This is a genomic window from Thalassomonas actiniarum, assembly GCF_000948975.2.
In the GTDB taxonomy this organism is placed as follows: Bacteria; Pseudomonadota; Gammaproteobacteria; order Enterobacterales; family Alteromonadaceae; genus Thalassomonas; species Thalassomonas actiniarum.
On the sequence record NZ_CP059735.1, the window covers coordinates 6,459,209 to 6,472,854 of the forward strand.

General features: G+C 48.3%; 14 protein-coding genes. 4 read left to right on the forward strand and 10 right to left on the reverse strand.

The window, feature by feature from the left end; genetic code table 11:
• Window positions 1–33 precede the first annotated feature (33 nt).
• The 4 genes from rpoH to ftsY all read right to left on the reverse strand — a co-directional run bounded on the left by rpoH (window position 34) and on the right by ftsY (window position 4,370).
• Window positions 34–897, reverse strand: a complete 864-nt coding sequence (gene rpoH, locus SG35_RS28115) for an RNA polymerase sigma factor RpoH (protein WP_044834396.1) — start codon at window positions 895–897, stop codon at window positions 34–36.
• A 211-nt stretch (window positions 898–1,108) separates the two neighbouring features.
• Window positions 1,109–2,083 carry a permease-like cell division protein FtsX gene (gene ftsX / locus SG35_RS28120; protein WP_044834397.1) on the reverse strand — a complete coding sequence of 325 codons (975 nt, stop codon included), beginning with the start codon at window positions 2,081–2,083 and terminating at the stop codon, window positions 1,109–1,111.
• On the reverse strand, window positions 2,076–2,780 hold the full coding sequence (gene ftsE, locus SG35_RS28125; protein ID WP_044834398.1) for a cell division ATP-binding protein FtsE: 705 nt from the start codon (window positions 2,778–2,780) through the stop codon (window positions 2,076–2,078). The genes ftsX and ftsE overlap by 8 nt, the downstream gene beginning before the upstream one ends.
• Before the next feature lie 90 nt (window positions 2,781–2,870).
• Complete coding sequence (gene ftsY / locus SG35_RS28130) at window positions 2,871–4,370, reverse strand: signal recognition particle-docking protein FtsY (RefSeq protein ID WP_274055302.1); 1,500 nt, start codon at window positions 4,368–4,370, stop codon at window positions 2,871–2,873.
• 118 nt (window positions 4,371–4,488) lie between these two features.
• Between ftsY and rsmD the strand changes: the two genes are divergently transcribed.
• Entirely contained in the window at window positions 4,489–5,100 is a 612-nt protein-coding gene (gene rsmD, locus SG35_RS28135; RefSeq protein WP_044834400.1) for a 16S rRNA (guanine(966)-N(2))-methyltransferase RsmD, read from the forward strand.
• Window positions 5,101–5,141: 41 nt separating this feature from the next.
• On the opposite strand, the gene SG35_RS28140 is transcribed toward rsmD, so the two are convergent.
• The 4 genes from SG35_RS28140 to SG35_RS28155 form a co-directional block, all read right to left on the reverse strand.
• Window positions 5,142–5,756: a YjaG family protein gene (locus SG35_RS28140; RefSeq protein ID WP_044834401.1), complete on the reverse strand. Its 615-nt coding sequence runs from the start codon at window positions 5,754–5,756 to the stop codon at window positions 5,142–5,144.
• 67 nt (window positions 5,757–5,823) lie between these two features.
• The gene (locus SG35_RS28145; RefSeq protein WP_044834402.1) at window positions 5,824–7,308 is read right to left on the reverse strand and encodes a coiled-coil domain-containing protein; all 1,485 of its coding nucleotides are present in this window, start codon (window positions 7,306–7,308) and stop codon (window positions 5,824–5,826) included.
• A 74-nt stretch (window positions 7,309–7,382) separates the two neighbouring features.
• Entirely contained in the window at window positions 7,383–8,018 is a 636-nt protein-coding gene (locus SG35_RS28150) for a helix-turn-helix transcriptional regulator (RefSeq protein ID WP_044834403.1), read from the reverse strand.
• Between the two features lie 120 nt (window positions 8,019–8,138).
• Window positions 8,139–8,897, reverse strand: a complete 759-nt coding sequence (locus SG35_RS28155) for a SapC family protein (RefSeq protein ID WP_044834404.1) — start codon at window positions 8,895–8,897, stop codon at window positions 8,139–8,141.
• 240 nt (window positions 8,898–9,137) lie between these two features.
• On the opposite strand from SG35_RS28155, the gene SG35_RS28160 reads away from it, so the two are divergent.
• Both SG35_RS28160 and SG35_RS28165 read left to right on the forward strand, forming a co-directional pair.
• Window positions 9,138–9,998, forward strand: a complete 861-nt coding sequence (locus tag SG35_RS28160; RefSeq protein WP_044834405.1) for an EamA family transporter — start codon at window positions 9,138–9,140, stop codon at window positions 9,996–9,998.
• A 28-nt stretch (window positions 9,999–10,026) separates the two neighbouring features.
• A complete protein-coding gene (locus SG35_RS28165; protein ID WP_236702645.1) occupies window positions 10,027–10,356 on the forward strand; it encodes a hypothetical protein in 330 nt (109 codons plus the stop codon).
• Between the two features lie 105 nt (window positions 10,357–10,461).
• Here SG35_RS28165 and SG35_RS28170 read toward each other — a convergent pair whose 3' ends face one another.
• On the reverse strand, window positions 10,462–11,637 hold the full coding sequence (locus tag SG35_RS28170) for a flagellar assembly protein T N-terminal domain-containing protein (RefSeq protein ID WP_053043235.1): 1,176 nt from the start codon (window positions 11,635–11,637) through the stop codon (window positions 10,462–10,464).
• Between the two features lie 12 nt (window positions 11,638–11,649).
• A complete protein-coding gene (locus SG35_RS28175; RefSeq protein ID WP_044834406.1) occupies window positions 11,650–12,396 on the reverse strand; it encodes a flagellar basal body L-ring protein FlgH in 747 nt (248 codons plus the stop codon).
• Between the two features lie 199 nt (window positions 12,397–12,595).
• On the opposite strand from SG35_RS28175, the gene SG35_RS28180 reads away from it, so the two are divergent.
• Window positions 12,596–13,627, forward strand: a complete 1,032-nt coding sequence (locus tag SG35_RS28180) for a hypothetical protein (RefSeq protein WP_152646712.1) — start codon at window positions 12,596–12,598, stop codon at window positions 13,625–13,627.
• Window positions 13,628–13,646 lie beyond the last annotated feature (19 nt).

Consider the following 13,646-nt stretch of genomic DNA (forward strand, 5'->3'; position numbering starts at 1 on the left):
GGCTACTGCCGGTTTTCTCAAACAAGATAAAGTTTATGCCATAGTACTTTTCAGTTTACCCAGGGCATTCTTTTCCAACTGTCTGACACGCTCTGCCGAGATCTGGTATTTATCTGCCAGCTCCTGCAAAGTAGATTTATCTTCATTTAACCAGCGGGTACGGATAATATCCTGGCTACGCTCGTCTAAAGCAACCAAAGCCGTGGATAAACGCTGATTGGCATGATCTTCCCAGTTGGCATCTTCGACGCTGGTGGCCAGATCAGACTGCTTGTCTTCCAGGTATTGGGCCGGAGCAAAGTTACCGAGACCGGCGCTGCTGTCGTCGTCATCGGAAGATAATTCAAATGCCTGGTCCTGGTTACTCATACGAGATTCCATTTCCATAACATCTTTCTTGGTGACCCCCAGGGTATCGGCTACTGTGCTGATTTCTTCATTGCTGAACCAGCCAAGGCGCTTTTTATTTTTACGTAAGTTAAAAAATAATTTCCGCTGGGCTTTAGTCGTGGCGACTTTAACGATACGCCAGTTGCGCAGCACAAATTCATGAATTTCAGCTTTGATCCAGTGAACGGCAAAAGATACCAGGCGTACACCCACTTCCGGGTTAAAGCGCTTAACCGCCTTCATCAAACCGACGTTGCCTTCCTGAACCAGATCCGCCTGCGGCAAGCCATAACCGGCATAACCTTTGGCAATATGAATAACGAAGCGTAAATGCGACATGATCAGCTCCTGGGCTGCATGCAGGTCATTACTTTCATAAAGACGAGTTGCCAGCTCATGCTCACGTTCAGCGCTGAGCATAGGTATGCTATACGCCGACTGCATGTATGCTTCAATGCTACCGCTTTGTGGTACGGTCAGTGCCATTGATTGCGTTATGTTACTCATCAAAAAACTCCATTACTATTATTCACTCGCGATTTTAACACGCTTTATATTACCTGGCGAGTATTGTAGGACAACATTACCCCAGCCAACAGGACAAAACAATGCCAAATGACATAATAATGAGAAACAGAGAGTAAAAAAATGTTTGATTTTGTAACAGGCGGGCCGTGAAAGGATCATTTACCGGATCCTTTCACTTGTCCGAAAAGGATCAGTCGGCGGTAGGCTCGATCTCTTTAATATGCTGACGCACCGAGATATAACTGCCGATCAGTCCCAACAATACCGCGTAAAGGATCAACATAGCTCCTTCACTGAAAGACAAGCCCGTTAACACAAAGCTGCTGTGGTAAAGCTGGGTAAGTTTAAAAATAGCTCCCGAGAGGTATTCCGCCAAAGCGGCCACGGCAATACAGGCAAAGAGGCCGCCGAAAATGCCATACCAGACACCGCAATATAAAAACGGCCGCTGAATAAAACTGTCGGTAGCCCCTACCAATTTCATCACCGCGATCGCCTCTTTTTGCTGCATGATTGCCAGGCGTATGGTATTGCCGATGATCAGCACCACAGACAGGCACAACAGTACAGCAACGCCGATCACTATATCTTCCACCAGCTGCGCCATGGCTTCAAGCCGTGACAGCCATTCTAAATCCAGCTTGCCCAGCTCCACTTCCCGCTCCTGCTCCAGCTTCGCCAGCAACTCTCTTGCCGCCTGGGTCTGTGCCGCCCGCTTGGTCGGCGTCACCAACACGGTTGCCGGCAGGGGGTTTTTATCCAGATAATCCAGTGCCTGGCCAAAGCCGGACAGGGATTTAAACTCGGTTAAGGCATCGGTGGCGGAAATATACTGCACCTTAGCAATCTCAGGATAGAGCTTGAGCCGTTGCACCAGGTTTTTGGCCGCCTTATCGTCTACCGAAAGCTTTAAGAACAAACTGATTTCAGAGGCCGAATCCCATTGCTCGGTAACCACTTTCGAGTTTTTAACAAATAAATGTAAGGTCGCCGGCAAAGTCAGGCTGATCCCCAGCACCAGCACCGTCATCACAGATGACAGCGGGGTCCGCCATAAATCTCCCAAACTGCCTATGGCTTGCTGCAAATGCCGCAGCGGCAGCACATATAGCAATTGCAACAAAGGGGATTGGCGGCTATTGGCCATCTCTGTGCGCTCAGGCATCGGCTGCTCCCGTCTCGGCAGCGGTTAAGCCATCGACAATTCCGTCGGTGATCATAGTGCCGCTTTTCAGGGTTAAGGTGCGATATTTCATCCGGGCGATCAAACCCAAATCATGGGTAGCAATTAACACCGAAATACCCAAGGCATTAAACTCCTCAAATAACCTTATAATATCTAAAGATAATTTAGGATCCAGGTTGCCGGTAGGTTCATCCGCCAGCAATATCGGCGGTTTATTGACTATGGCGCGGGCAATACCCACCCTTTGCTGCTCACCGCCGGACAACATATAAGGGAAGCAACGCAGTTTAGTGCTCAGGTGCACCTTATCCAGAGCAGCTTCCACCCTATGGCTGATTTCTTTCTGGCTGTAACCCTCGATAACCAAAGGTAAGGCAACATTATCAAAAACGGTGCGATCCATTAGCAGGTTATGGTTCTGGAAGATCATGCCGATCCCCCGGCGCACAAACGGTATTTGCCGGTATTTGATGCTGGACAGCTCAGTACCGTTAATTTCTATACTGCCGGAGGTCGGGGTTTCCATCAGGCTGATCAGCTTCAACAAGGTGCTTTTCCCGGCGCCGGAGTGTCCGGTTAAAAACGCCATTTCACCGGCAGCAAGGGAAAAGCTCACCCTTTTCAGGGCGATATAACCCCCGGGGTAGGTTTTGTTTACATTATTAAAGCGGATCATAATGTTTAATATTTTGCTTCTTTTTGTTATTTAAAATTATGACGATTCGGCTATAAGCACACCGTTATTGTCGTGCAGCTATGCCCGGCCTTATTTTTCAAAAAGCGCATCGATAAAGTCATCGCCGTTAAAAGGCCGTAAATCATCTATACCTTCCCCGACGCCAAGATAACGTATGGGCATGGCAAACTTATCGGCGATGGCGAAAACAACCCCGCCTTTGGCGGTGCCGTCAAGTTTGGTCAGGGTTAAACCGGTTAAGCCGACCGCCTGATCAAACAATGATGCCTGACTTAAGGCATTTTGACCGGTACCGGCATCCAGGGTCAGCATCACTTCATGGGGCGCGGCAACATCTTGTTTTTTCATGACCCGCACCACTTTTTTCAATTCTTCCATCAGGTGATTTTTATTTTGTAAGCGACCTGCGGTATCGGCGATCAAGATATCCGCACCACGGGCCTTGGCAGCACTGATGGCATCAAAGATTACCGAGGCACTGTCTGCGCCTGTATGCTGGGCAATCACAGGGATATCGTTACGCTCACCCCAAACCTGCAGCTGCTCCACCGCCGCAGCGCGGAAGGTATCACCGGCAGCCAGCATCACCGACTTACCCTGGGCCTGGAACTGTTTCGCCAGTTTACCTATGGTGGTGGTTTTACCGACACCGTTGACCCCCACCATCAGGATCACATAAGGACCTTCAGTATCTGGAATTTCCAGCGGCTGATTCACCGGCTCAATCACTTTTTTCAGCTCCTGCTTGAGCAGGTCATAAAGCGCTTCCGCATCTTTTAGCTGACTGCGGCTGGCGGACTCGGTCAGGGAATCGATAATTTTAGTGGTGGTATCAACCCCGACATCCGCCAGTAACAAATGAGTTTCCAATTCTTCAAATAATTCATCATCGATCTTTTTGCCGCGGAATAAATCAAAGATCCCGCCACCCAGGTTTTGCCGGGTCTTGGTCAAACTTTGCTTTAATCGGGTGAAAAAACCGGCTTTTTTAGGTTTGCCCTTTTCGGTTTCCGCCTGCTCAGCGGCAAGTCGCTCTGCTTCGGCTTTTTCCGCCGCTAACCTGTCCGCTTCCGCCTGCTCTGCGGCAAGTCGCTCTGTTTCGGCTTTTTCTGCCGCTAACCTGTCCGCTTCCGCCTGCTCAGCGGCAAGGCGCTCTGCTTCGGCTTTTTCTGCCGCTAACCTGTCCGCTTCCGCCTGCTCAGCGGCAAGTCGCTCTGTTTCGGCTTTTTCTGCCGCTAACCTGTCCGCTTCCGCCTGCTCAGCGGCAAGGCGCTCTGCTTCGGCTTTTTCTGCCGTTAACCTGTCCGCTTCCGCCTGCTCAGCGGCAAGTCGCTCTGCTTCGGCTTTTTCTGCCGTTAACCTGTCCGCTTCCGCCTGCTCAGCGGCAAGGCGCTCTGCTTCGGCTTTTTCTGCCGTTAACCTGTCCGCTTCCGCCTGCTCTGCAACAAGGCGCTCTGCTTCGGCTTTTTCTGCGGCTAATTTTTCCGCTTCAAGCTCTGCTTCATTTTGCTTTTCTTTCTTCTGGCCACCTAAACCTAACCAGGAAAATAAACCTTTTTTCTTAGACATATAGAATAAATTCAATCATGGCGTATCAATACTATTAGTATTCACGCATCAAACAAGGATAAAATTGCCGGTATAATAGCATCATAAATCAATACGAAAAACAAAAGCTGCCATCAAGATGAATAAACGACCGCAAAAAAACAAACAAACAGCAGCCAAAGGCAATATTCGCATCATCGCCGGCAGGCACAGGGGCAGAAAATTACCCGTGATCCTGGCAGAAGGCCTGAGACCGACCACAGACAGGGTAAAAGAAACGGTATTTAACTGGCTGATGCCTTATATACAGCAAAGTGTTTGTCTCGACTGCTTTGCCGGCTCCGGCAGTTTAGGCTTTGAAGCCTTATCCCGTGGGGCCGAGCAGGTTACCCTGCTCGAACTTAATAAAGCAGCGGCAAATCAGCTAAGGCAAAATCAACAGCTGTTAAAAGCGGAAAACATGCAGATAGTGCATACCGACAGCCTGGGTTATTTACGTGAGTTAGCAGCTGCCCGCAAAAAAGGGGATGAAGCATTATTTGATTTGGTTTTTCTCGACCCGCCTTTTAATAAGCAATTCGCCGAGCAAGCGGCGGCTTTATTAAATGCAGGATGCCTGGCAGACAATGCCATTATTTATGTGGAAACCGAACAAAACAGCAGCCAACAGCTGCCGGCAAACTGGCAGCTGTTAAAAGAAAAAACCGCAGGGCAGGTAAGTTACCGGCTATACCGTTATTGTCCTGAGTAAATGAAGGATGCTGCGCCAGGCTTATTGCCAGGTCTGGCAACCTAAACTTCAATACCTAAATTGGACAAGCCTTCTTCCATCACCAGCTGTTTGGCTTGTTCACAGGTTTTTTTATTTTCAGGAGCATCTTTGAGGAAGTCGAACAATTCATTTTGTGTGGCCACTTCCCATTGTACCAGCGGATGTTGCTCCAAAGCCTCCGGGTCTACGGTGAGCTCCTCATCACTTTCCTCACCGCTTTCTTCAACTAGTTCCTCAACCAACAGCAATTCAACATAGCCATAAACGCTGTTGGCGGACAGGCGGCCGACACTGGCAAAGTCGGCACTGTTTTTATCCTGGATCCCCTGAAATATCGACATCAGGGCCATACAAACATCTAAGGCGGGAAATACGCCATAGGTATCAAAATGTTCGGGATTCGGAGTGGCAGCTTCGAGTTTATTCAGCTGCGCCTCAAAATTAATCTTAGTGCGGTTACTTTTATCCAGCCATTGCCACAACAGATCCAGCTGATTGCGCAATAACTTGGCATCGCCAAAATCAACGGCCTGAGAAAACATCTGGTAATTAGGTAACATACGCTCTAATAAGGCGGCACAAAAGGTAACTTGCTGCCACTGGCTTAAGCGGGATAAGGGTAGGTGAATGGCCACAGGAATAAGACTTTTTTATTGATATTTAGGCTATTATATCAAAAATTACAGCTAAGTGCCCACAGTGCTAATTTTTCTCCAGCTGCTTTTGCGCATATTCAAAACGTAAGCGATATTCCGTCAATTTACTTTCTAGTTCCCCCAGCTCAGTTTCCAGGCGGGAATTTAATTCAAAGTTTTCATCCCTCAGGTATTTAATGGTTTCCCTGGCTTTATCGCCATCAGCCTGGAATTTTTCCCGGTTTTTCTCCAGCCTTTGCTCGGCTTTTTTCAGGGTAGTGTTCAGCCCGGAAACTTTTTGTTCAAGCTCAGCACATTGCTGTTGGTATTGACTTGCCTGCTCATCCCTTTGCTTAAGTTTGGCTATCAACTCCTCTTGCTTGCTTTGCCCGTCACTTAACTGCAATGCCAATTTATCCTGTTCACTTTGCAGCTTTTTCCGCAATCCTGCTAACTCTTGCTGCTGAGATCCCAGCCGGCCATCGGCTTTATCAAGACTTTCCTGCAAAACCTGTTCGCGCTGCCCGGCGCTTTTTAGCGTCTGTTCAAACTCCCCGGCCTGTTGCAGGAGCTGTTCTTCCCGTTCGGCAATCATTTGACCTTGTTGCCTTTTTTCCGCTTGCAAGGCTTCGGCTTCAACGGTGAACTGCTTAATCACACTATCTTTATTGGTTAAGACACTTTGCAGCTTTTTCAGCTCAGCTTCTTTTAACTGTATATCTCCGGTGATCTTGTTGTTATTTTTGCTTAACTCAAACAATTCTTGCTGCAGTGCTTGTTGCTGCTTTTCAGCCGACAACTGATCTTGCCCGGCCGTTGAAACGGCCAGATCCAGTTCACTTTGGGTTTGTGCTAATTGCTTATTCAGCATGTGATTGATTTGGCTTAATTCGGCGACTTGTTGCTGCTGAGCCTCTTGCCGTTCACGGGCAGATTCCAACTCCTGCGTGGCACCTGACTTGGCTTGCTGCAACACTTCCTGTGCCTGTTTTAACTGTTCATTAAGCTGCTTGTTGTTTACGCTTAATTCGCTGAGTTGCTGCCGACCAGCCTCTTGCTGTGCCCTGGCAGATTCACTCTCTTGCCTGGCATCTGATTTCACCCGCTCCAGTTCACTGGCGGTTTCGTTTAATTCCTGCTGCAGGGAAGAGATTTGCTTATTCTGAATATCTAAAGTAGCCGCCTTGGCTGTATTGTCTTTACTGAGTTTACCTTCACTGACTTCAAGGTTGGCTATGGTTTGCTTTTGCTGCTCCAGCTTTTTCTCCAGCTTTTTCTCCAGTGATGCTTTCCTGTCGCTATCCGCCAAGCCATCATATTTTGCCTCTAATGATGCAACTTGCTCCTTTAGAGATGATATTTGAGTTTCCAGCGCCTGATAGTCCGGATGCTGGAGCAACTGCTCACGGCTGATATCTTCTATTTTGATTTCGGGAGGGACTTGTCCGGCAAGCAAAGTGGTTAGCTCTTCTTCCACCTGCACATAAACACTACCGGCTATCGTTTGTATTTGTTCTGCTAATTCCTTGGGCAGCTTGCGCGAATCCGCCATACCATCCTCATTCCCGAGCTGATTTAAACAAGTAATAACTTTAAATTAGCACAGGATTGACCGACTGTTGGTTTTTAGCGGGCAATACTTGTAATCTTGTAGCTGCAGCGGCGGTCACCGTTTAGCAGGTAATCCTGGCGTTCCACCAGATAATTATCACCAAAACTGTGTTGAAAAATATCTAGCTCAGAACGGCAAAAATTTTGGCAGGATTTGGCGGCACTACAGATAGGGCAGTGGTTTTCTATCAAAAGAAATTCATGGTCACTCACTGACTCCACCGTGGCCATATAACCTTCTTCGCAGCGCTGATGGGCTAATGCCGCGACTTTGCCGGCCAAGTCTTCGCATTTATCCAGCAAGGCTTTATATAAGACAATGATTTTCTCTTCCCTGGCGCTGATCAGCTTATCCAAACCGCTTTCGCCATAGATGACTTTCACGGAATCAATCAGGTGCAGGGTTAAATCCGCATGGCGATCGGGGAATTTTGCATGGGCCTTGGCGGTGAGTTGCCATAACTTTTTTGGTCTGCCGACCACGGCTCTTTGGGAGAAGGAGGAAACCAGTTCTTGCTTTTCCAGGCGTAACAGATGCTGTCGCGCGCCCATACTGGTCATATCCAGGATGTCGGCTAAACTGCCCGAAGTCATGGGTCCCCGGTTTTTTAATTGTGCCAGAATGGCATCAACATTTTTTATCTGTTCCATCAGACTATTATGCCGTGAATATCTGCTTATGTATATTTTTTAGTATATATAAGATGTCAATAAGAGGCGAAATTCGCCTGAATAACGCCTCTTAACGATTACTAACGATAAAAGTCAGATTTATTTTTCTTCAGCGGCAATCGGGCTGATCTGAATGCCGTTGATTTTATTGTCTGAGCTTTCGTTACGTAATTGCACCAAACGGTTAACCTGGGCAATAGAACCTAACATGGCGTGTAAAGGTACGAATAAACCACGCTTGTGGAAGTCGATAACTTTTTCATCGCTCAGTTCTTGTAATTTCTTCTCGTGAACCGTGAAGATGCCTACCAGCTTTTTCTTCTCGCCGCTAACCAGTGACATGTTCAGTTCAAGCTCTTGTAGCAGATCATTGTCTACCAGTTCCTGGATGAATCTTTCAGAAGCCACTTCATTGTCATATAAACGACCCAGAGATTCCTGAATTTTTTTCAAGAACTCAGTTTCTTCACCTTTGTCATCAAACAAGGCATTTTCTTTGTCTTCACCAACGAAGGCGCTGTCCATATCGATACAAGCGGTCAGGGTTTTTTCTTTTTCCGGATCAAGACCTAAGGCAAAAGGCACCATGCCGATACTTTGCGGAACAAAGATCGCATTCCATTTTTCCTGGTTGTAATACAGGTTTTCGCCTGTTTCCAAACCTAACATAGCGACAGAGCGAAAACGGTTAGAATCAGGGTCTTTTACGATAACAACAGGGAAGCTGGTCGCCGCCTGGGCAAACTCAATCGCATTTACCGGCACGATATGCTGGTTAGCAACATGAGATAAATCACGCTTTGCCGCCACTTTTAAATTTTGATGTTGTTCTTTTCTTACTGGAACCATTTTAGCCATGAATAAATCTCTTTCTCTGATCGCTGCAACTGCAGCATATTTTTATAATGTTGCCGATTATAATGGCGACATAGACCGACGCTTTCAATGGTCTTTTTCAAATTAACCGGAAAAAATCCGCATTTCTTTGATTAATCCCATTCGTTTTTAAAGAAATTCAGTACAATAACCGGCAAAATTAATTTATATCCCCGCGCTAAATGCTTTAGCGAACAGGGAGAGATAAAAAGGTAATATACTTTGCTGGCATTATTTGCAGTATCACTGCTCTGGGCATTTTCTTTCGGTTTAATCAAAGGAGAGCTCACCGGCATCCCCCCGGCACTGGTAGCGTTTATTCGCCTGGGCTTTTGTTTTATCCTGTTTATGCCGCTGGCATTAATGGCAAAAAAATATCGGCCTAACCTTCGCCTGGTGCTGCTGGGCAGCATACAGTTTGGCGTGATGTATCTCGCCTATATCGCCTCTTATCAGTATTTACCCGGCTACCTGGTGGCAGTTTTTACCATTTTCACCCCGTTATATGTAATGCTGTTCGATGCCCTGCTGACAAAACGTTTCAACGCCGTGCTGCTGTTACCGGTATTGTTATCGATTTTAGCCACCGCCATCATAGTGTTTAAAATGCCAGACTCGGGGCAGGTGCTCACCGGGTTTGCTATTTTACAGCTGGCCAATCTGGCGTTTGCCTTTGGCCAGGTGGCTTATAAACATTATTCTGTGACTTTAGACAGCCCGCATAAGGTCAATATGGCTTCCATGTACCTGGGGGCCATGCTGTTAACGGCACTGGCGGCACTGCCCCAAACCATAGGCAGCGACATAGTGATCAGCCAGCGCCAATGGGCGGTACTGGTTTATCTCGGGCTGATTGCTTCAGGCCTGGGATTTTTCCTGTGGAACCTGGGAGCCAGACAGGTTTCCGCCCCCTTGCTGGCCATTATGAATAACGCCTATGTCCCTCTGGCAGTCTTGCTGGCCCTGACGCTTTTTAACGAAAATGCCGATATCACCCGGCTGGCGGTAGGCGGGGGCTTGATCATTATCAGCCTGTACTGGGCGCAACAAATCACCCAAAGGTTAGAAAATAAGGTAGACTGAGGACAGGGGATAACAAAGGAGGCAAGAGATGTTGACAACGACTTCACGGGCACTGGCGGTAATTTGCTGGCTGTGCGTAATATGCTTGCTTTCCTTTGAGCTTAACGCCATGCCGAAGATAAAAATCGTCCATGACCGCAATACCCAGGATTATGCACGGGTACGTATCACCAATGAAACCCGGGAAGAGCTGCTGTGTTATGTCGCCATCAACGGCTATAAGATAAAATTCCGCCTGCCGCCGCTCAACAGCTCTAAGTGGTATAAGGCCACAGATACCCGCTTTAATTCCAGTCATTTCAGTACCTGGTGCGACTATATGGAACTCTACCCCCAATATCAGAAAAAGCGCTTTTAACCTGTTAATGCCAGGTTCGAATGTCAGTACCTGGTGCGACTATATGGAGCTCTACCCCCAATATCAGAAAAAGCGCTTTTAACCTTTCACCGCCAGCCTCAGGCTTTATTGAGGTTTGGGGCTGACAAAGTCGAATAAATGGCTGTTCTCAAGCAAACTGGCACTGGCGCTGGTTAACACCGCACTCTGGCTGTCCACCCGGGAAACGGTGAAGAACCTCTGCTCATTGGCCGACAATAACGGCAGGCTTTGTCCGTTGGCGCCAACCAGCAGCCGATATTTCATCAATCTGAACTCATCCCTTGCCTTTAAACCATGCTTGTTGCCCATATTGATCACCAGCTCATGCTCTCCCTTGCTGATCACCTGTGCCAGGCTTTGCTGACATCTTAAAACATCATCGATATCCGTCACCGCACCGTTAATGGTATTGAGCATCATACGCCCGTAATCGCTGCGCCAGAACAAGCTGTTATAGGTATCAACGGTTTCATGGGCAGCAAATAACCAGTCGCTTTCACCGTGATATTCCCTTTGCATCAGGATACTGCCGCGGATACCGTCAAACAGATAGATCTGCATGGTAAAATTGCGCCTGAGTTTAACGTCATCAAAGAGCAACTGATCTTTTACCTGCTCAAATAAACTGATGTCCCGGATAAAACCAAACAGGATAAACTGGCTGGCATATTCTCCCGCCAGGTAACGGGCGGTTTCCGCCGCTTCCCGAGAGTCGATTTGCTGCATGCTGTTATGGGGCAGAAAAGCCTGATTCAGCAACTGGCCGATGGCAACATTTTCCTGCGCCAGCAGCTGCTGTTCAAACCTTTTACTGACATGGCTGCCGATATTGAACATGCCGCCGTTAGCCCCTTGTGCGGCATTCAGCAAAGGCATCTGGGCGATCACCAGGCTTTTGCGATATTCATCGCCGTTACAGCCCATTTGAGGTTCAAAGTCCACCCGCACTTCCACCGTTAACATATCATCACGCACCGTTTCACTGAGGATTTCCACCCGCCTGAGCCGCCCTTCGCTGCGGATCGCGGATTTACTGCTTTGCAATAAACCGTCAAGTACGATTTCCTCGGCATTGATATAACTGCTGGCCTGGAACGAGGCATTGGTGATCGCCCTTTTGATTGCCGTGGTGCGGACTTCATCAAAATCAAAGCCGGTAACGGCCACTTGCGCGCTGCCCTGGTACCACTGTCCGCTTGCCGCAAACGGGAAAATAAAGGGAATAACAAGAGATAACAATCGCATAAACACCGGCAACATAAGTCCGTTTCCTTATTCCAGGATGCCGAATAACTTACCCAGCAGAGATTTTTCCTGATTAGTCTGCTGCTCTCCCTTGCCGCTGTATTCGATACGGGCATTGCCGACCTTAACCGAGCTGATGGAATTATCACTGTCGATATCGCTGGCCCGGATTTGCCCGGAAAAACGGATATATTCATCACCGGTATTTAACGTGAGCCACTTTTCCCCGCTGACAATCAGGTTACCGTTGGGTAGGAGTTCACGCACAGAAACGGTAATATCGCCGGTCAGGGAGTTGTTTTGCTTGGTTTGCGCCGAGCTGTCAAAGGTATTTTCCTGCTCGAATTCGGCGCTTAAATCATTATCCCCCACCTGGATATTGCCGGCATTAAAGGTCACCGGCTGCAATTCAAAATGACCGTTTTTATCGGTTCTATAATCCAGCGATTTTTTCGCCGTGGTTTTCTCCTCCAGCCGGATCAGGATCATATCTCCCACCTGGTAATGACTGCTGGGCTGGTACAGGCCTATCGCCCGGCGGGGATTAAACAAAGATCCGGTCGGCAGTTGCACCACTTCTATCCGGCTGCCCCTTATCGGCCGGTAGGCGGGCGCATCCGGCATCACTTCATCGCTTTGCTTTTGCGCCGGGCGCTGACTGACCTTGGGATTGGTGGGGCTGTCACTGATGACCTCTTTATCCAGTTCGCCGGTAGTGCTACAGGCAAATAACAAACTGTTTAACAGGGCGAGTATAAAAATCCGGTTTTTCATAAGTTTCAGCTCAGGCAGAGTTTGATCTTATTATTGCAGCGGTTTGGATTAGGTTCTGTAGCCTTTTGTTATAACCGGGTAAACAAGTGTCAAAGCTGTAACTGAGTGTAATCTTCGTTGACATGCCACTGATATGATTAACAATATTGCTATACCCTTAGACAAGCAAGGCACATATTTTTAGTGCCCGGGAGGTACAGTGAAAATACCCAACCAGCAAGCTTCAGCCCCCGTTAATCAATCCATGTTTGATCGCGGCTTAAACCAGTTAGAGCAAGTGGCGGATCGGGCATTGGGAGGCCTCAATGATCTGGGGCAGGGCTTTAGCAAGCTGTATTCACAGCTGACAGACCCGCAAACACCGGCTTCACCGCCAACGACCCGTTTAACACCCGCCGACCCCAATGATCCCGCCATGGCCAATAACGACGAACATGCTGCCAAAATTGCCGCCGGCGTTGCCGCCAGAACGGCTGCGGCAGCGGCAAAGGATGAAAGCAACACAGCTCTCCCTGAAGAGGTTGAAAAACCTAAAGAGAAAGCAACATCACCGGATGCCACGACCAATATTCAGCAGCAGATATTAGCGACCCTGGGGCTGAACTTCACCGACGAGGGCCTGGACAGCAAAGATATTACTTCTGCCAGTTCGTTAGACGCCTTGCAGGGGGCTTTCTTGTCTTCATTGCAGGCCAACCTGTTCAGCGGCAAAGCCAAGCAGGCAGAAAACAGCGAAACCGATACAAACCAGGAACAAATAGCTGATAGTGAACAGACCGCACAGGTCGATGGCGAGCCCTCACTGGTAGATACTATCAGCGAGTTTTCCTTTGGCGATAACGGACTGGAGTTAACCGATGCCTTTGATTCCGTGAATATACTGCAACATATTCCTGTGGTCTCAGGCATTTACCAACAGGTAACCGAGCAGGATATGAGCGCTGTCGCCAAATTAACCGGCGGCTTTTTATATGGCGGACCTGTAGGTCTCGCCGTATCCGCGGCGGACCTGACCCTGGAGGGCATCACAGGCAACTCCATTAACAACACCGTGATTAACTTTGATTATCGGGGGCTGCTTGATGGCATCACAGACAGTGTCTTAGGGAGCGGAGTAAACCAAATAACCGCAAGCAATAACAAAGAGGTAGCGACAACAGCCCTGTCCACTGCTGGGCTGTCGTCTTCCGTTCTGGAACAATTACCTCAGCTTGGTACCGGCGCCGGGTAATGCTGGCTGTTGACAGCCG